The sequence below is a fragment of the Aeromicrobium sp. SP1 genome, from assembly GCF_055663785.1.
Genome location: NZ_JBQVVK010000001.1, coordinates 3,337,712 through 3,356,389, shown reverse-complemented (window position 1 = coordinate 3,356,389; position 18,678 = coordinate 3,337,712). Strand labels below are relative to the sequence as shown.

Sequence of the window (18,678 nt, the reverse complement as noted above, 5' to 3'; positions counted from 1 at the left end):
ATCCGGCCATAGAGTCAGGACTCATGAGCGTCGACACTCCTGACACCGAGACCACTGGACGGGTCCGCACGACCTCGGTCGGCGTCGCCTTGGCGCTCACCTCCGCCGTGACGTTCGGCATGTCGGGCTCGCTCGCCCGCGCCCTCATGGACTCCGGCTGGTCCGCCGGGGCCGCCGTCGCGGTGCGCGTCACGATCGCCGCCGTGGTGCTCGTCGTTCCGGGCGTGCTCGCCCTGCGCGGACGCTTCGACCTGCTGCGGGCGAACCTGCGCCTCGTGGCCGTCTACGGACTGCTCGCGGTCGCCGCGGCCCAACTCTTCTACTTCATGGCCGTCGCCCGGCTCGACGTCGGCGTGGCCCTGCTCGTCGAGTACACGGCACCGGTCGCGGTCGTGGCCTGGATGTGGATCGCCCACGGCCAGCGTCCGGGGCCGCTCACGTTCGTCGGCGCGGGCGTGGCCGCCGTCGGGCTCGTGCTGCTGCTCGACGTGCTCGGCGGCGCGTCCGTCGACGTCATCGGGCTCCTGCTGTCACTCACCGCGATGATCGGCTGCGCGTCCTACTTCGTGATCTCGGCCGACGACTCGAGCGGCCTGCCGCCGATCACGCTCGCCGCCGGAGGCCTCGTGATCGCGGCGGTCACGCTCTGGGTCGCCGGTGCCGTCGGCATCCTGCCGCTGGCCACCTCGACCTCCGACGTGACGTTCGACTTCGGCACGGTGCCGTGGTGGGGCCCGGTCCTCGTGCTGGGCATCGTGACGGCCGCCGTCGGCTACGTCACCGGGATCGCCGCCGCACGGCGCCTGGGCTCCCGGCTGGCATCCTTCGTCGCCCTGACCGAGGTGGCGGCGGGCATCGCGTGGGCGTGGCTGCTCATCGGGCAGGTGCCCCGCCCGGTGCAGCTGGCCGGCGCCCTGCTCGTGCTCGCCGGCGTCGTGGTGGTCAAGCTCGGCGAGCGTGACGTCCGGTCAGTCGGCCACGACGAGGGTCTCCTCGTCGACGTCGTCCCGGTGCAGCATCCGTCGCCAGGACGGTGAGTAGGCGCTCAGCCGCAGCTCGTGGTGCCGCGCGTACAGGCCCGTCGCGACGAGGATCCCGATCGTCGAGACTCCCCCACCGACCAGGAGCGTCCAGCGCGCGCCGAACGTCTCGCCGATCCAGCCGATCAGGGGTGAGCCGATCGGCGTGCCGCCCATGAACACCATGAGGTAGAGCGCCGCGACGCGGCCGCGCATCGCAGGGCTCGACGTCAGCTGGATCAGCCCGTTGGCCGACGTGATCATCGTGAGCGCGGCGAGGCCCAGGAACGGGAGCAGGGCCGCATACGTGAGGTAGCTGGGCATCAGCCCGGCGACCATCTCGATGAGGCCGAACACGATCCCCGCGCCGACGACGAAGCCGAGCCGAGGCCGCGTACGGCGGGCCGCCAGCAGGGCACCGGCGAGCGAGCCGATCGCCATGATCGAGGCGAGCAGGCCGTACTCGCCCGCGCCCTTGCCGTAGACCTGCGTGGCCATGAGCGCGGAGGTCATCTGGAAGTTCATGCCGAACGTGCCGACGAAGAACACGCCGGTCATGAGCAGCATCAGGTCGGGCCGCGAGCGGACGTACCGGAAGCCGTCGCGAACGGCTCCCCGGCCGCGCCGCGCGACGGGCGAGGGCCGCAGCTTGCGCAGGTCGAGCGCCGACAGCGACGTGAGCACCGCGAGGTAGCTGACGGCGTTGAACAGGATGACCCAGCCGGTCGCCTGCGCGCCGCTGCCCAGCCATGCGATGAACAGCCCGGCGACGGCCGGCCCGATCATGCGGGCGACGTTGAAGGAGGCGGAGTTCAGTCCCACGGCGTTCGGCAGGTCGTCCTGGCCGACCATCTCGACGACGAAGGACTGGCGTGCGGGTGCGTCGAACGCCGTGCCGACGCCGAAGACGAACGCGATGACGTAGACGTGCCACGGCTGGACCGTTCCGGTGACCGCGAGGACGCCGAGGACGGCCGCCGGGACGGCCATCGCGATCTGGGTGACCTTGAGGACCTTCTGCTTCGGGAAGCGATCGGCGACCAGCCCCGCGACAGGGCTGAACAGCAGCGCCGGCAGCAGCTGCAGACCGGTCGTGAAGCCGAGCGCCGTGCCGCTGCCGGTCAGGACGAGGATCAGCCAGTCCTGCGCGACGCGCTGCATCCAGGTTCCGACGTTCGAGATCAGCGCGCCCATCGCGTAGACGCGGTAGTTGCGGATCGCGAGGCTGCGGAACGTCGCGTTCATGAATCTTCCGCGAGCCGGACCAGCAGCCCCGTGGCCTCTCCCAGGAGTGCGCGTTCGTCGTGGGTCAGGGTGGCGAGGCGCTCGTCGAGCCACCGGTCGCGGCGGTGCCGCTCCTCGGCGAGCGTCTTCTCGCCGAGGTCGGAGATCGTGACGAGCACCTGCCGGCCGTCGTCGGGATGAGGTCGCTTCGTGATGAGCGAGTCGGCGAGCAGGCAGTTCAGCGTGCGGGTGACGGAGGGCTGCGAGACGCGCTCGCGGGCGGCGATCTGGCTGGGCGTCGCGGGGCCCAGGACGCGGACGGAGCCGAGCACCGAGAGCTGGGTCGCGGTCATGTCGGACTCGCGCTCCTGCCGCAGCCTGCGGTTCAGCCGGGCGACCGCCTGGGCGAGGCGCTGGGAGTCGGTGGGCATGTCCTTAGCATAGTTCATTAACCATGCTAAGCAAGGTGTCGCCGATCACGCCGTCACCTGATCGTGGCGTTGACGGTGGTGACACCGGGCTTGAGCCTGGAGTCGCCGCCGTACTCGACCGTGTAGGAGCGGTTGCCCTTCGGCTGACCCGTGAGCTCGATCAGGGCCACGCCGTTCTTCGCTGCCCTGGTCGTGAGCACCGTGCCGCCGAGGGACAGCCGGACGTCGCCGTCGACCTTCGCCGGCGACACTCCCCAGGCCCAGACGAGCACCGCCACCGTGACCTTCGCCTTGCCTCCACTGGCGATCGCCCACACGGTCGGAGCCACCCGGGTCGCGGCCGCAGCCACGGGTCCGACCGGCGGGGACACCGCATCGGCCGAGGCGTAGCCGCTGCTGGACGCCGTCGCGGTCACGGTGATCACCTGACCCAGGTCGGCCTGGGTCAGGAGGTAGGACGCCCCCGTCGCGTCAGCGATGGCGACGCCCCCGCGGCGCCACTGCAGCGCGACGTCCGCATCCGGCACGCTCCACGAGCCGGTCGTCGCCGTCAGCGTCTGACCGACCGTCGCGGTTCCGGAGATCTGCGGAGGCGCTGAGTTCACGATCGGCTCGGGGTCCGCATCGGTGTCACGCAGCGTGAAGTTCCTGCCCGTCACCGCCTGACCCGGCGAGATCGTGAAGGACACCGCGTCCTCGATGCGGCGCGTCCCGCGCGCGGTACCGTCCCAGTAGGTGCTCCGGTACGGGTAGACGTCCCGCGAGACGCCCAGGCGGACCTCGCGCGTCCCGGGGCCCCACACGTACGCCGTGTACGGTCCGGGCTCGTCCTCGAAGAAGGCTTCGTCGACCTGCTCCCAGGCGCCGCTCCGGAACTCGTACACCGAGACGTACAGCGTGCCCGCCGGCTCATGGGGCCCCTCGAACTCGACGACTCCGCTGACGGAGGCGCTCAGCGCCAGGACGAGGTCCTCGGTCGCGGCACTCGCCTGCGTGAGCTCGAGCGGTGCGCTCGTGGCCCAGTACTTGCCCTTGGTCGCCGTGAACTTCAGCCGGTAGGTACCGCCGGCTGGCACCAGGACCTCATACCTGCCTGCGGCATCCACGTGCGTGTAGTCGGTAAAACTCCAGGACCCGTCGGGCTGCTGCCGCTCCAGGGTCACCATCCCCAGGGTCGCGTCGTCAGGGTAGGAACCATCCGCGGCGCGCACGGTTCCCGAGACGACGCCCGCGGGGTCCAACTCGAGGGAGAACCCCGTCCTGACCTCACCGGCGGCCACCGCGAACACCGCCGACTCGGTCTGGAGGTAGTGCCCACCGTCGGGCGTCACGCGCAGGTAGTAGGTCCCGGCGTCGTCGACGGCCGACAGGGTGAAGCCCTCACCGGGCGCAACGTCCACCTGATCCCAGTAGTCGTAGTCCATACCGTCCCTGACCGGGCGCGGAATCAACTCGACGTGCAGCGAGTCGACGCCTTCGAGCGGTGACCCGCCGGGGCCCGTGACGGTGCCGGAGACCGACGCGACCTCGACGGACTGCGCCGCCGTGGTCGACAGCAGACTCGCCATCACCACCGCAACGGCAGCGATGACGGAGAGAGTACGGGCGTGGAATCGCATGAGCAGTGCCCCCGGAGCAGGAGTCCCCGCCCCCCGGGAACTCGATGGACCAGAGAGTAACCATGAGTTACCACAGATGTCCAACTTTGGTCGCCGGCGCCACGTGCGCCCTCCACGTCCGCGGGCCGTTGCTCACACCCGCGGAACGTGGATCACGGCTTGGCGAGCGCGTGCATCAAATCGCGGTTGAGGCGGCTGATGACGTCGAGCGGGATGCCCTTCGGGCATGCGGCCGTGCACTCACCGATGTTGGTGCACCCGCCGAAGCCCTCGAAGTCCATCTGCTCGACCATGCTCAGGACGCGCTTGTCACGCTCGGGCTGGCCCTGCGGAAGCAGGCCCAGGTGCGTGATCTTGGCCGCCGTGAAGAGCATCGCCGAGCCGTTGGGGCACGCCGCGACGCAGGCGCCGCAGCCGATGCACGTGGCCGCCTCGAAGGCGTGGTCCGCGTCGTCCTTCGGGACCGGCAGGTTGTTGGCCTCGGGCGCCGAGCCGGTCGGCGCGGTGATGTAGCCACCGGCCGCGATGATCCGGTCGAACGCGCCGCGGTCGACGACGAGGTCCTTGACGACCGGGAACGCGCCCGCCCGCCACGGCTCGATGTCGATCACGTCGCCGTCGTGGAACGTGCGCATGTGCAGCTGGCACGTCGTCGTGACCTCGGGGCCGTGCGGGATGCCGTTGATGACGACGCCGCACATGCCGCAGATGCCCTCGCGACAGTCGGAGTCGAACGCCACCGGCTCCTCGCCCTCGAGCGTGAGCTTCTCGTTGAGCACGTCGAGCATCTCGAGGAAGGACATGTGCTCGCTGACGTCGTCGAGACCGTAGCTGACCATCTTGCCCTTGTCGTCGGCGCTCTTCTGGCGCCAGATCCGAACGGTGATCTTCACTTGTAGCTCCTGGACTTCATCTCGACGTACTCGTACTCCAGCGGCTCCTTGTGCAAGGTCGGCTGGGTCTCGCCGTACTCCCACGCCGAGACGTGGGCGTACTGGTCGTCGTGGCGCAGCGCCTCGCCGTCCTCGGTCTGGCTCTCGGCCCGGAAGTGACCGCCGCACGACTCGTTGCGAGCCAGGGCGTCGATGCACATCAGCTCGCCGAGCTCGAAGAAGTCGGCGACGCGACCGGCCCGCTCGAGGGTCTGGTTGAGCTCCTCGGCCTCGCCGGTCACCTTGACGTTGCTCCAGAACTCTGCCTTGAGGTCGCGGATCATCTGGATGGCCTTCGTGAGGCCCTCCTCGGTCCGCTCCATGCCGCAGTAGTCCCACATGATGTGGCCGAGCTCCTTGTGGAACGAGTCGACCGTGCGGGTGCCGTTGATCGACAGCAGCGTGGCGACGCGGTCCTCGACGAGCTGGCGGGCCTCGACGACGCGCGGGTGGTCGTCGGGGACCTTCTCGTACGGAGCGTGCGCGAGGTAGTTCGCGATCGTGTACGGCAGGACGAAGTAGCCGTCGGCCAGACCCTGCATGAGCGCCGAGGCACCGAGCCGGTTCGCGCCGTGGTCGGAGAAGTTCGCCTCACCGGTCACGAACAGCCCGGTCAGGTTGCTCTGCAGGTTGTAGTCGACCCACAGGCCGCCCATCGTGTAGTGCACGGCCGGGTAGATGCGCATCGGCTGGGAGTACGGGTCCTCGCCGGTGATCCGGGCGTACATGTCGAAGAGGTTGCCGTACTTGGCCTCGACGGCGGGGCGACCGAGACGGTCGATCGCGTCGGCGAAGTCCAGGTACACGCCCAGTCCGCCGGGTCCGACGCCCTTGCCCGCGTCGCACTGGTACTTCGCCGCCCGCGACGCGATGTCGCGCGGGACGAGGTTGCCGAACGCCGGGTAGATCCGCTCGAGGTAGTAGTCGCGCTCGTCCTCGGGGATGTCGCTGGGGTGACGCTCGTCGCCCATCTTCTTCGGCACCCAGATGCGGCCGTCGTTGCGCAGCGACTCGCTCATGAGCGTGAGCTTGGACTGGTAGTCGCCCGAGACCGGGATGCAGGTCGGGTGGATCTGCGTGTAGCAGGGGTTCGCGAAGTAGGCGCCCTTGCGGTGCGCGCGCCACGTCGCCGTGACGTTGCAGCCCATCGCGTTGGTCGACAGGAAGAACACGTTGCCGTAGCCACCCGAGGCCAGCACGACCGCGTCGGCGGTGTGCGTCTCGATCTCGCCGGTGAGCATGTCGCGCACGACGATGCCGCGGGCCCGCTCGGTGCCGTCGGCATCGGGGACCATGATCAGCTCGAGCATCTCGTGGCGGGTGTTCATCTCGACCGTGCCGAGGCCGATCTGGCGCTCGAGGGCCTGGTAGGCGCCGATCAGCAGCTGCTGGCCGGTCTGGCCGCGCGCGTAGAACGTACGCGAGACCTGCACGCCGCCGAACGAGCGGTTGTCGAGCAGGCCGCCGTACTCGCGGGCGAACGGGACGCCCTGCGCGACGCACTGGTCGATGATGTTCACCGACACCTGCGCGAGCCGGTAGACGTTCGACTCGCGGGCGCGGAAGTCGCCGCCCTTGACGGTGTCGTAGAAGAGCCGGTAGATCGAGTCGCCGTCGTTGCGGTAGTTCTTGGCGGCGTTGATGCCGCCCTGGGCGGCGATCGAGTGGGCGCGGCGCGGGCTGTCCTGATAGCAGAACGCCTTCACCTGGTAGCCGGCCTCGCCCAGGGTGGCCGCGGCGGCGCCGCCGGCCAGGCCGGTGCCGACCACGATGACGCTCAGCTTGCGCCGGTTGGCCGGGTTGACCAGCAGCATGTGTGCACGATGCTCGTCCCAGCGCTTCTCGATCGGACCGCCGGGGGCGGCCTCGTCGCGGATCTCGTCGCCTTCGACGTAGTACTCCAAGGTCATGTGTCCGTGCCCTCTCAGTCGACGAATCCGAGCAGAATCGCCCACGGCGGAATCAGGAAGCCGATCGTGACGATGGCCGCGATGATCCACGCCAGCGGCGTGAGTCGCGAGCCCGACCGGGTGGCGCTGTGGTTGGCACCGAGCGTCGTCAGTGCGCTCCAGACGCCGTGCCACAGGTGGAAGCCGACCGCGAGCAGCGCGATCGTGTACGACAGGACGACCCACCAGATCTGGAAGCCGTTGACGACCCGGTCGTAGGGGCTGTCGCTCGCGCCACCGGGGTGGATCTGGTTCCCGGTCAGGTGCAGCAGGTGGTAGATGACGAACAGCAGCACGACGACGCCGCCCCAGCGCATCGTGAACGACGCGTAGCTGCGCTGGATGCCCTTCGTGCCGCGCGGCGAGTGGTACCGCTTGCCGCCGACGAAGCCGGCCGCCTTCTTGTTGCGTCGCCACAGGGTCGCCGCGCTGAAGACGTGACCGATGATCGCGCCCAGCAGCACGATCCGGATGATCCACAGGGCGCCGCCGTACGGCAGGTAGGGCTCACCGAGGGTCCGCAGGTGGTGCGAGTAGTCGTCGAACGCCACCTGGCCGGAGAAGACCTTGAGGTTGCCGTACATGTGCATGAGCAGGAAGCCGACCATGATCAGGCCGGACACCGCCATCAGGAACTTCAACGCGACCGTCGACCGTGAGGCCGGTACGCGCGTCATCTGGGAAGTGGCCACGGCAGCAGGTTAGGCGTGATCGACGATTCACGCTAAGTCGAAGTAAGGCGGACTTTCATAGCCGTTGGCTATGATGGCCTCGTGCAGCTGCGCCATCTGACCTATTTCGTCGCCGTCGCCGACGAGGGCAGCTTCACCCGCGCCGCCGATGCCCTCGGCGTCTCGCAGCCCACGCTGTCGAAGCAGATCCGGGCGCTGGAGAACTCGCTGGGGACCCGCCTGCTCGACCGCGATCGCGCCGGGGTCGAGCTGACCAGCGCGGGCGAGGCACTGCTGCCGCACGCCCAGCGCATCCTGATCGAGGCCGAGAACGCGACCCGGTCGGTCCACGAGGTCGCCGCCCTGCGTCGAGGTCGTGTGCGCATGGGCGCCACCCCCTCGATGGTCGAGGGTCTGCTGGCGCCCGTCCTCACCCGCTTCCGCGCCGACCACCCGGCGATCGACATCGAGATCCACGAGGCCGGCTCCCGTGACCTCACCGCCGAGCTCTCGGCCGGGCGGATCGATCTCGCGCTGCTGATCGTGCCGCTCGTCTCCAGCATCCCCGACCTCGAGACCGCGGTGGTGTTCAGCGAGCGGCTCGTCCTGGCCAGCCCGGCCGATGCCGACATGCCCGACCGGATGGACGTCGCCGACCTCGAGAACGTGCCGCTCGTGATGTTCCGCGAGGGCTACGACCTGCGCGACGTCACGCTCCGCGCGTGCGCCGCCGCGGGATTCGAGCCGCGCTTCTCGGTGGAGGGCGGCGAGATGGGATCCGTGCTGCGGTTCGTCGAGTCCGGCCTCGGTCACGCCGTCGTGCCCGACATCGTCATGCGGGCCCGCACGGGCCTGCGCAGCACCCAGCTGGACAACCCGCCGCTGTCGCGCAGCATCGCGGTGGCGCACCGGCCACTGGAGACCCTGCCGCTCGCGGCCCGCGCCTTCCGCGCCGCACTCGTGGAGACGCTCGACGGGTGACCGCCGGGAGTGACCCTCAGCCCAGCAGCGGGAAGCTGTGAGTGGGCACCCAACCCGCGTCGGGATCGTCGACGTAGAGGTGGAACGCCACGACGCGGAAGCGCGACTCGAAGCCCTTGAGGTCCTCCAGCGCGCGGTCGAGGGCCTCCTGCGGCACGTTGTGGGCGACCGTGACGTGCGGGTGGAACGGGAACAACGGCTCGGGCGCGTCGAGGGTCTCCTGCACCGACCGGGCCAGGAGCTCGATCTGGGCGATCCCCTCGCTCACCGCGACGAACACGACGGGCGAGACCGGGCGGAAGGAGCCCGTCCCCAGCAGCGCGACCCCGAAGGCGCTGCTGGTCGCCGCGACCTCGCCGAGGCGGGACACGAGCGCGTCGACCTCGTCGGGCTCGATCTCGAGCGGCGGCGCGAGTGTGATGTGGCTGGGGATGCGATCGGCCATCGGATCGCCGAACGCCCTCCGTCGGTCCCGCAGGAGCTCGCCGTGCGGCTCGGGGATCGCGATGGAGACTCCGACGGTGATGGTCACGACAGCGGGGCCTTCACTTCGCCGCCGTGACGAAACCGGAGCGCTCGTAGACGAGGTCGAGCGTCGGAGCGGCGACTGCACGCGCCTGCTCGGCACCGGCCGCGAAGATCCGGTCGAGCTCGCCGCGATCGGCCAGGAACCCGTCGACCCGCGCGGAGAACTCCCCGACGAACTGGCCGACGATCTCGGCGAGATCGACCTTGAGGTGCCCGTACTGCTTGCCCTCGTACTCCTTGACGATCGCGTCGACGTCCTGCCCCGTCATGACCGAGTAGATCGTGAGCAGGTTCGAGACGCCGGGCTTGCTCGCGGGGTCGAACCGGATCTCGGTCTCGGAGTCGGTCACGGCGCTCTTGATCTTCTTCTGCACCGTCTTGACCGGGTCGGACAGGTCGATCACGCCCGCGTGCGTGGGGTTCGACCCGCTCATCTTGGTCGTGGGCTCCTGCAGGTCGTAGATCTTCGCGCTCGACTTCACGATGTACGCCTCGGGGACGGTGAACGTCTCGCCGAAGCGGTGGTTGAAGCGCTGCGCGAGGTCGCGCGTGAGCTCGACGTGCTGGCGCTGGTCCTCGCCGACCGGGACGACGTCGGCCTGGTAGATCAGGATGTCGGCCGCCATCAGGATCGGGTACGTGAACAGCCCGACGCTCGCCTTGTCCGCACCGGACTTCGCGCTCTTGTCCTTGAACTGGGTCATCCGGCTGGCCTCGCCGAAGCCGGTGATGCCGTTGAGGATCCACGCCAGCTGGGCGTGCTCGGGGACCTGGCTCTGGACGAACAGCGCGCTGCGCGCGGGGTCGACGCCGGCCGCCAGCAGCTGCGCGGCGGCGATGTAGGTGCGCTCGCGCAGTCGCGCGGGGTCGTAGTCGACCGTGATCGCATGCAGGTCGGGGATGAAGTAGAACGCCTCGAACTCGTCCTGCAGGGCCACCCAGTTCGTGAATGCGCCGATGTGGTTGCCGAGGTGGTACGAGTCGGCCGACGGCTGCGCACCGGAGAGCGCGCGCTTCCTCGAGGAGGCAGGGGTGGCGGGCATGGGGTCGATTGTGCCAGCCGTTCCTGTGACTAGGGTGATCGGCGTGGAGGGAGTGCGGCAGTGGCGGGTGCCCGGTCGGGTCAACCTGATCGGCGAGCACCTCGACTACAACGGCGGCTCCGTCCTGCCGATCGCGATCGACCGCTCCCTGCTCGTGAAGGCCCGGTCCCGCAGCGACGGCATCGTCAACGTGTGGAGCCGCGGCGACCGCGCGACCTTCCCGGTCGAGGCCGCGCCGGGCTCGGTCGAGGGCTGGGCCGCGTACGTGGCGGGGGCGGTGTGGGCCGCGCGCGCGGCCTCGATCCCCGTGGCCGGCGCCGACCTCGTGCTCGAGACCTCACTGCCGGTCGGGGCGGGCCTCTCCTCCTCGGCCGCGCTCACGTGCGGGGTCGCGCTCGCGCTCGACGACCTCGCCGGAACGGGGCTGGACCGGGTCGCGCTCGCCCGGGTCGCCGCGGCAGCGGAGAACGACTTCGTCGGCGCGCCGACGGGCCTCATGGACCAGTACGCGGTGCTGCTCGCCGAGCCCGGTCACGCGCTGCACGTCGACTTTTCGGCCTCGCCGCCGAGCACCGCGCAGGTGCCCGTCTCATGGACCGAGGACGGTCTCACGCTGGCCGTCGTCGACACCGGGATCAGCCATGCGCTGGCCTCCGGCGAGTACGCCGCCCGCCGGGCGGAGTGCGCCGTCGCCGCCGAGACGCTGGGCCTCGACCGGCTCGCGGCGATCGGGCTGGACGGGCTGCTGACCCTCGACGACCCGCTGCGCCGACGCGCCCGGCATGTGCTCACCGAGGCCGCGCGGGTCCGCGCCGCCGTGACGGCCTTGCGTCGCCGCGACTGGACCGCCTTCGGCACGATGCTGACCGCCTCGCACGAGTCCCTGCGCGACGACTACGACGTCTCGTGCGAGGAGCTCGACACCGTCGTCGACGTCGCGCTGACCTCCGGAGCGTTGGGCGCCCGCATGACGGGAGGCGGGTTCGGCGGCAGCGCCATCGCCCTGCTACCGCCCGAGAAGGTCGACGGTTTCCGGGTTCGGACCGAGGCCGCCTTCGCGGCGCGCGACTGGGCGGTGCCCCGCGTGTTCACGGTCCACCCCTCCCCCGGCGCCGCGCGCGAGGACTGATCCTCACCGCCGGATCGTGAAGGTCCGCTTCCCGGAGCTGGTCGTGTGGGTGCTGCTCCCGGAGTACACGACCCGCACGACGTGCCGGCCCTTCCGGAGCTTCTTCGACTGCTTCGCGGTGACGAGGACCGACGCCGTCCCGCGCGAGACCTTGACGGCCTTCAGGCGCCGGCCGTCGAGCGTGAAGGTGATCGTACCCGTGGCAGCCGGTGAGATCGTCGCGGTCAGCCGGAACTTCTTGCCCTTGCGCGGCGTCGCCGGACCGACCTTCACCGACGTCCTGGTCGCCTTCTTGACGATGGGCGGCTTCGTGGGCGCCGTCGTCGGCTGGCTCGTCGGCACCGTCGTGGGCACGACGACCGGCCGGACGCAGTGGCTGATCGTCACGTCGTCGACGAACCAGCCGGCCTCGCCGCCACACTGGTCGGTGCCGAGGTCGAAGCGGACCTGCACCGTGTCGCCGGCCAGGGCCCCGGCGGACTCGAGGTCGACGACCGAGACACCCCATCGGGAGCCGCCGGTCTGCGCCTCGCCGCCGCTCCAGACGGCCTGGCCCAGCAGCGGGTTGGCCGTGGCCTCACTCCCCGCGGGCCAGTCCACGACGACGTCGAACGGCGCGTTGGCCAGGTAGGCGTCCTGCGGGATCGGCGCCCACGCTCCGCCGTTGACCCGGATCGCGACCCGTCCGCCGTCGTAGCCGTCCTCGAGGTACACGCTGTGCCGGAACCGCAGCCGCGGCGACATCCCCTCGGTCAGCGTCACCTCGGGGCTCGTGAGGGAGGACAGTCCCGCGACACCGCAGTCGAGCGGGTTGGCCGCGACCGCCGCCTGCCCGGCGTTGCCGGAGACCTTGTCGCTGATCGCCCACGCGGTCGGCCCGGGAGTGGCGTTCGCGGGGCTCGCCTGGGTCGCCGTGGTCCAGCCGTCCCACCCGTCCTCGAAGTCCTGCTCGAGCAGGTCGACCGACTCGTACGTGCCACCGCAGCCCGCGGGCTCCCCCGACGTGAAGTAGGGCGCGAACTGGCAGCGCTCGGCCATGTTGGTGCGCAGCTCGGTCGCCGCGACCACCTTCGCGAGCTCGGCGCAGTCGGCGCTGGTCACCGCGCCTGCCGGGCCGGCCGCCGCCCCGGTGCTGAGCGCGGGGATCGGCTGGCCCTCGAGCGTCCGGCACGACTCGGTGAGCGCGTCCGCGAAGTCCGCGAAGTCGGACGTCTGCGTCAGGTAGGACGCGTTGGCCCGCCACCAGACCTGCGCGGCCTTGTCCAGACCCACGCCCGTGACGTTCCGCCCGTTGAACGTGCCTCCGTCGACGAACAGCGAGTACGCCCGGTTCGGCACGCCCGAGTGGGAGTGGACACGGCCGTAGTCGTTCTGCGAGGTCGCCGTCGCGTCGCACACGTACTGCGCGTCGCTGACCTTGGCGGGGTCGCCCAGGCAGTTCGGGTTCCACATGTCGCGGATCGCGCCGCCCATGCCGGCCGCCCGCTCGCCGTTCAGCCACCGGTCGTGCGTCGTGTCGTTCGCGCGCGGGCTGCTCAGGGTCGCGGTGACCGTGCCCGTCAGGGCGCGGATCGCGGCGCCGTCGCTCTGACGGACCATCACCATCGGGGTCACGCCCGGACCGGCGGGGATGCTGTAGGGGGCGTCGGCGGCGTTCTGCGCCACCACGACACCCAGCGCTCCCGCGGCGGCGGCCATGCGCGACTTGCGGGCGAACTGGCACGTGCCGCGGTCGAGCAGGACCCACTTCCCGGCGACGTTGGCGGCATTCGTCAGCGCGGTGCAGCCGTCGGTCGTGAGCGGCCCGGCGGCATTGGCGGCATCGACACCGGGAACGAGCGTGAACTGCTGCGCGGCCTGGGGCAGGCGCAGGCCGAACTGGGCCTCGACCGCGACACACGTGTAGCCGTTCACCGTCAGCTGGACCGTCCGGTCGAGCGTCGAGTCGTCGACGTCGCTCACCCGGCCCGAGCACGTGTCGTCAGCGCGGACCGAGTCGTCCTCGCCCTCGTCCTCGCGTGCGTTGATCAGGTCGACGGTCTCGCCCCACACGTCGGAGTAGGACTCGTTCAGCGCACCGGACTGCCACTGGTAGATGAGGTTGGAGGAGTACTCGGTGTACGCGTGGCCCCACTCGTGCGCGACGACGTCGTCACTGTCGAGGCCGGGACAGAAGCTGGCCTGCGACCCGTTCCACGACGCGTTCGGGCAGGCTTCGACCCGGTTGTGCAGCAGGTCCATCGTGGCGCCGGCGTCGTCGAAGGAGTCGAGCCCGAACGCGTTCTGGAAGAACCGGTACGTCTCCCCCGTCGCGGCGAGCAGGCGGCGCTGGTCGGCGGCGAGGGCGTCGGTCGACTGGCCCTCGGTCCAGACCCGGGACGTGGTGTCGTCGGCCGTGGACGCCGTGCCCTGGTCGTCGATGCTGGACATCGTGCGGTCGAGGGCGGCGTGGGCCTCGCTGTACCGGTTGAGCGGCTTGAACTGCTGCGCGTCGAGGACGAGGCGCTCGCGCACCGACTCACCTGCCGAGACCGTGACGTCCCATGCGAGCCGCGCATGGCCTGCGCGACCGAGCGCGGAGCCGGTCTCGTAGACCACGAGGGTCGCGTCGGCCTCGGGGTCGGTGATCCTCGCGGCCGAGCCGTCGTCGCCGGTCGGCGGGTCGCTGCGGACGAGGGCGATGGCGGCGGCCTCCGCCCCGGCCTGCGTCGTGCGTGCCGTCGTGTCGAGGTCGAGCGCCGGCACGACGTGTCCGTTGACGCTGCGCAGGTCGCCGTCCGTGTCGAGGTTCGCCTTGAGGGCGGCGCCCCACACGGGCAGCCCGCGGTACTCCTGGGCGTACGTGACCGTGCGGCCCTGACCCGAGCTGGTCTGACGCGTCTCGACGAGTTGGTCGGCCTCGACGTCGAAGAGGTCGGCGTGGTCCGCGAGCCAGTGGTCGGCCTTCGCACCCGGCGTGGCCGACCGGGCGGACAGATCCGGAGCGAGGTCGCCGTCCCCGGTCGTCCGCACGAACCCGACCCGACCGGAGACCGCGTCACGGCTCACCTTCACGGACCCCTCGGCGGCATCGCGGGCCTGCTGCTCGGCGGTCGGCGCGGGCGCCGCGGACGCTTCGACGAACGGGACCGTGAGCCCGGCCGAGACGAGCACGCCGGCCAGCGCGAGAGGAAGACGCACAGAGTTCTCCTGTGACTGGAGGGGACAGTGCGCCTGACGTTATCGGGTGGCTGGGGCGACCGACGCAGGATGAGGCTTTCGGGTAGCCCAGCGGGGCGCAATGCCTCATCCCTCGTCATCATCCACAGCCCGGTCGGACAGGGCGGGGCCGTCCACAACCTCCCGCGCGGGGGTCGCCGGGACCTGGCCCGCACGTCCACCGTCGGACGATGACCGATGTCCTCACGACCGCCCAGGCCATCGCGCTCCACGGCCGAGGCGTCATGCGCCAGCGAATCCGCGCCGGCACGTGGCAACGGCCGGCGCGTGGCGTGGTCGTCACCCACAACGGCCCACTCACCGAGGATCAGGAGGAACGCGTCGCCCTCGCCGCCAGCCCCTCCGGCGCCGCGCTCGGCGGGCTCACTGCTGCGCGACAATGGGGCTTCAAGGGCTTCGACCCCGAGCGCATCACCGTGGTCCTGCCCGAGGGTGGCCGCAGGACTCCCGGCAACCTGGCGGTCCACTGGAGCACCCAGCTCGGCCCCGACGACGTGCCGCCGCACAAACAGCCCCGGATGACGAGCTTCGAGCGGAGCATCGTCGATGCGGCCAGCTGGACGACGAGCCCACGGCGCGTCCGCGCCCTCGTGATCGCCGCCTTCCAACAGCGACTCACGAACGTCCCGCGGATGAGGAAGACGCTGGCCAGGCGTGGCACCTGCCGGCACCGGGCGCTGATCACGCAGTCGATCCTCGACGCGCACGGCGGGATCCAGTCCCTGCCCGAGCGCGACTTCGAGCAGATCCGGGTTCTGGCGGAGCTGCCCGTGCCCACGCGCCAGGAGCGGGTCAAGGGCAAGGACGGGCGCTACTACCTCGACGTGTGGTGGCGGGAGTTCAACCTCGCGGTCGAGATCCACGGGATCCCCCACCTGGCGGTCGAGCAGTGGAGCAACGATCTGCATCGGACGAACGAGCTCGTCATCGACGGCCGCCGCGTCCTGGTCTTCTCCTCCTTCGCCATCCGCCACCAGCGCGAGGTGATCATCGACCAACTGCGTCGCGCGATGGCTCCGGCGGCCGCCTGATCGGACCGACGATGAGGCTTTCGGGTAGCCCAGCGGGGCCGAATGCCTCATCCTGCGTCCCACCCGCGGACCCTCGGTAGTCTTGGCCGGTGCGCATTGCCTACCAAGGTGAGCCGGGCGCGAACTCGCACCAGGTGATCCTGCAGAACCATCCCGACGCCGAGCCGGTGGCCTGTGCCTCCTTCGAGGACGCGTTCGCCGCCGTGAAGTCCGGCGACTGCGACCTGGCGATGATCCCGATCGACAACTCGCTCGCGGGGCGCGTGGCCGACATCCACCACTTCCTGCCGACGAGCGGCCTGCACATCATCGGCGAGCACTTCCTGCGGATCCAGTTCGCGCTCATGGGCACGCCCGGCACGACCCTCGACTCGATCAAGACCGTGCACAGCCACGTCCATGCGCTGGGTCAGTGCCGACGCATCATCCGCAAGCACGGCTGGACCGCGATGATCTCCGGCGACACGGCCGGCGCGGCGCGCGAGATCGCCGAGGCGAACGACGCGACCCAGGCCGCGATCGCCCCGCCGCTGGCGGCCGGCATCTACGGCCTCGACCTGCTCGCGACCGACATCGAGGACGAGGCGCACAACACGACCCGCTTCGTGCTGCTCTCGCGCGACGACGCCCGCGCTCCGGTCGGCAACGGGCCCGTCGTGACGAGTTTCATCTTCAACGTCCGCAACCTGCCGGCGGCGCTCTACAAGGCACTCGGCGGATTCGCGACCAACGGCATCAACATGACCAAGCTCGAGAGCTACATGGTCGACGGTGAGTTCACCGCCACGATGTTCCTCGCCGAGGTCGACGGGCACCCCGACGAGCCCGGCCTGGCCCGCGCGCTCGAGGAGCTGGCGTTCTTCACGACCGAGGTCAAGGTCCTGGGCGTCTATCCCGCCGATCCGTTCCGCGCCGCGTCGCAGTGAGTCCCGCGTGAGCGACCTCGGCTGGCCTCTCGACGTCCCGGTCCTGACCGACGGCGTGGTCACGCTGCGTGCGCACACGCCCGCCGACATCGACCGGGTGTTCCAGATGGGCTCCGACCCCGTGATGCAGCGCTGGACGACGGTGCCCTCCCCGTACCGGCGCGAGGACGCCGAGGGCTTCGTGAACGGGTTCATCCCGGACGGCTGGAACGACGGCAGCCACCTGGCCTGGGCGATCGAGTTCGAGGGCCGGTACGCCGGCAACGTGGACATCCGCGGCAAGGACGTCCTCGCGAACGTCGGCTTCGCGCTGCACCCGGACTGTCGCGGCCACGGCGTCATGACGGCGGCGGTCGACCTGGCGATCGACCACGCCTTCGTCGAGGCGGGCAAGGAGGTCGTGCAGTGGGAGGCCATCGTGGGGAACGTGGCCAGTCTGCGCGTCGCCCATGCCACCGGGTTCCGCCTGCACACGACGATCCCCGACCGCGCCCTCGACCGCGGCCGACCCCAGCGAATGTGGTTCGGGTCGCGGCGCTTCGGGGACCCGCCCGCCCCTCGGACGCGGTGGCACGCGTCCACGATCGAGACCGGCGACCTCGTGCTGCGGCCACCTCACGAGGCGGACCTGGACCGCTGGGCCGAGGCGGAGTCCGATCCGGTCACGGGCCACTGGTTCGACCAGTCCGACATGACGGTCGAGAAGGTTCGCGCGGCCTGGCACCAGTCGCTGTGGTCGTGCGCCCGCGGGGTCCGCGCCAGCTGGACCGTCGCCGACCGGGCCACCGACGCCTACCTGGGCACCCTCAGCATCTTCGCGATCGAGCACGGCTCCGGCGAGGTCGGCTACCTCCTGCACCCCGACGCGCGTGGGCGCGGTGTCATGACGCGCGCCGTGCGGGCTGCGACCGATCACGCCTTCGACCCGGCCGGCCTCGACCTGCGCCGTCTCGATCTGTACTGTGCGGCGGAGAACACCGCGAGTCGCGCCGTGGCCACGGCCGCGGGCTTCGTCGAGTGCGGCAGGCGGTCGGCCATCGAGCCGGTCGGTGACGGCACGTTCGCCGACCTGGTGGCGTACGAGCGATGCGCCGCGCGGAAGGCCACCCCCCAGCCGCCCCAGGAAGCCTAAACTGCCCCACCGCTTCCGCCTGTAACATACGATTTCCTCTTGTGTCCCCGCATCGAACGCTCGCTGGCATGCCGCCGTGCGCGGTCGTGCGCCGGACACCGCGGGACCCTCGCCGACTCCCGGCCACGGGCCCGCTGTCCGGGTGCGGAGCCCGCCGATGATCTCGGTGGTGGTGCCCTGCTTCAACGAGGAACTGGCGATCAGGCCGCTCGTGGCCGAACTCCGGCCGGTCCTCGACGGACTCGGCATGCCGTACGAGGTGGTGTTCGTCGACGACGGCTCCACCGACGCGACGCCTGAGGTCCTCGCACAGGCCGCCTCGGGGTGGCATGAGGTCGTCGTCGTCCCGCACGACACGAATCGCGGTCAGCAGTCGGCCATCTCGACGGGACTCTCGCACGCGCGCGGGGCCCACGTCATCACGATGGACGCCGACCTGCAGGACCCGCCGGAGGTCATCCCCGAGCTCGTGGCGAAGGCCCCCCATGCCGACATCGTCTACGCCCGGCGCTCGGACCGTGCGCCCGACTCGGTGTTCAAGCGCTGGTCCGCCACCACCTTCTACTGGCTGATCGCGCGGGTGCTCAGCGTCCGGGTCGTCGCCCAGGCAGCCGACTTCCGGCTCATGTCGCGTCGTGCGGTCGATGCGCTCGCCGAACTGCCGGAGGACCTGCACCTGTACCGGGTGGTTCTGCCCTGGCTGGGGCTGCCGAGCACGACCGTCGAGTACGCCCGCGCCCCGCGAGTCGCGGGCGCGAGTCACTACACCGTGCTGCAGATGGTCACGTTGGGATGGGCGGGGCTCGTGACCGCCGCACGCCTGCGCGCGAGAAGGGACTGATCG

16 protein-coding genes are annotated in these 18,678 nt (G+C 70.6%); 7 read left to right on the top strand and 9 right to left on the bottom strand.

Annotated elements, in window-relative coordinates; genetic code table 11:
• Positions 1–23: 23 nt before the first annotated feature.
• On the top strand, positions 24–1,037 hold the full coding sequence (locus ACT26F_RS16335) for an EamA family transporter (protein ID WP_471671608.1): 1,014 nt from the start codon (positions 24–26) through the stop codon (positions 1,035–1,037).
• Here the strand turns inward: ACT26F_RS16335 and ACT26F_RS16330 are convergent.
• The 6 genes from ACT26F_RS16330 to ACT26F_RS16305 all read right to left on the bottom strand — a co-directional run bounded on the left by ACT26F_RS16330 (position 969) and on the right by ACT26F_RS16305 (position 7,866).
• A complete protein-coding gene (locus ACT26F_RS16330) occupies positions 969–2,264 on the bottom strand; it encodes an MFS transporter (RefSeq protein WP_471671607.1) in 1,296 nt (431 codons plus the stop codon). The two genes, ACT26F_RS16335 and ACT26F_RS16330, sit on opposite strands and share 69 nt — an antisense overlap.
• Positions 2,261–2,674, bottom strand: coding sequence for a MarR family winged helix-turn-helix transcriptional regulator (locus ACT26F_RS16325; protein WP_471671606.1), 414 nt, complete (start codon positions 2,672–2,674; stop codon positions 2,261–2,263). Before ACT26F_RS16325 ends, ACT26F_RS16330 begins: the two co-directional genes overlap by 4 nt.
• Positions 2,675–2,727: 53 nt before the next feature.
• A complete protein-coding gene (locus ACT26F_RS16320) occupies positions 2,728–4,242 on the bottom strand; it encodes a hypothetical protein (protein WP_471671605.1) in 1,515 nt (504 codons plus the stop codon).
• Positions 4,243–4,445: 203 nt separating this feature from the next.
• Positions 4,446–5,186, bottom strand: coding sequence for a succinate dehydrogenase/fumarate reductase iron-sulfur subunit (locus ACT26F_RS16315; protein WP_471671604.1), 741 nt, complete (start codon positions 5,184–5,186; stop codon positions 4,446–4,448).
• Positions 5,183–7,135 carry a fumarate reductase/succinate dehydrogenase flavoprotein subunit gene (locus tag ACT26F_RS16310; RefSeq protein ID WP_471671603.1) on the bottom strand — a complete coding sequence of 651 codons (1,953 nt, stop codon included), beginning with the start codon at positions 7,133–7,135 and terminating at the stop codon, positions 5,183–5,185. Before ACT26F_RS16310 ends, ACT26F_RS16315 begins: the two co-directional genes overlap by 4 nt.
• Positions 7,136–7,149: 14 nt before the next feature.
• Entirely contained in the window at positions 7,150–7,866 is a 717-nt protein-coding gene (locus tag ACT26F_RS16305; protein ID WP_471671602.1) for a succinate dehydrogenase cytochrome b subunit, read from the bottom strand.
• A gap of 81 nt (positions 7,867–7,947) precedes the next feature.
• On the opposite strand from ACT26F_RS16305, the gene ACT26F_RS16300 reads away from it, so the two are divergent.
• The gene (locus ACT26F_RS16300; protein WP_471671601.1) at positions 7,948–8,826 is read left to right on the top strand and encodes a LysR substrate-binding domain-containing protein; all 879 of its coding nucleotides are present in this window, start codon (positions 7,948–7,950) and stop codon (positions 8,824–8,826) included.
• Between the two features lie 16 nt (positions 8,827–8,842).
• On the opposite strand, the gene ACT26F_RS16295 is transcribed toward ACT26F_RS16300, so the two are convergent.
• Together ACT26F_RS16295 and trpS are read right to left on the bottom strand one after the other, a co-directional pair.
• On the bottom strand, positions 8,843–9,358 hold the full coding sequence (locus ACT26F_RS16295; RefSeq protein WP_471671600.1) for a 2'-5' RNA ligase family protein: 516 nt from the start codon (positions 9,356–9,358) through the stop codon (positions 8,843–8,845).
• A gap of 13 nt (positions 9,359–9,371) precedes the next feature.
• Complete coding sequence (trpS, locus tag ACT26F_RS16290) at positions 9,372–10,397, bottom strand: tryptophan--tRNA ligase (RefSeq protein WP_471671599.1); 1,026 nt, start codon at positions 10,395–10,397, stop codon at positions 9,372–9,374.
• A gap of 43 nt (positions 10,398–10,440) precedes the next feature.
• On the opposite strand from trpS, the gene galK reads away from it, so the two are divergent.
• Positions 10,441–11,526: a galactokinase gene (galK, locus tag ACT26F_RS16285; protein ID WP_471671598.1), complete on the top strand. Its 1,086-nt coding sequence runs from the start codon at positions 10,441–10,443 to the stop codon at positions 11,524–11,526.
• A gap of 3 nt (positions 11,527–11,529) precedes the next feature.
• On the opposite strand, the gene ACT26F_RS16280 is transcribed toward galK, so the two are convergent.
• Positions 11,530–14,706, bottom strand: a complete 3,177-nt coding sequence (locus ACT26F_RS16280) for a M4 family metallopeptidase (protein WP_471671597.1) — start codon at positions 14,704–14,706, stop codon at positions 11,530–11,532.
• A gap of 209 nt (positions 14,707–14,915) precedes the next feature.
• Here ACT26F_RS16280 and ACT26F_RS16275 point away from each other — a divergent pair, with 209 nt between their 5' ends.
• The 4 genes from ACT26F_RS16275 (at position 14,916) to ACT26F_RS16260 (ending at position 18,675) form a co-directional block, all read left to right on the top strand.
• Positions 14,916–15,776 carry a hypothetical protein gene (locus ACT26F_RS16275; RefSeq protein ID WP_471671596.1) on the top strand — a complete coding sequence of 287 codons (861 nt, stop codon included), beginning with the start codon at positions 14,916–14,918 and terminating at the stop codon, positions 15,774–15,776.
• A 95-nt stretch (positions 15,777–15,871) separates the two neighbouring features.
• Positions 15,872–16,702, top strand: a complete 831-nt coding sequence (locus ACT26F_RS16270; RefSeq protein ID WP_471671700.1) for a prephenate dehydratase — start codon at positions 15,872–15,874, stop codon at positions 16,700–16,702.
• Between the two features lie 7 nt (positions 16,703–16,709).
• A complete protein-coding gene (locus ACT26F_RS16265) occupies positions 16,710–17,834 on the top strand; it encodes a GNAT family N-acetyltransferase (protein ID WP_471671595.1) in 1,125 nt (374 codons plus the stop codon).
• Positions 17,835–17,991: 157 nt separating this feature from the next.
• Positions 17,992–18,675 (top strand): glycosyltransferase family 2 protein, encoded by a 684-nt coding sequence (locus tag ACT26F_RS16260; protein ID WP_471671594.1) that lies wholly within the window; start codon positions 17,992–17,994, stop codon positions 18,673–18,675.
• Positions 18,676–18,678: the final 3 nt, after the last annotated feature.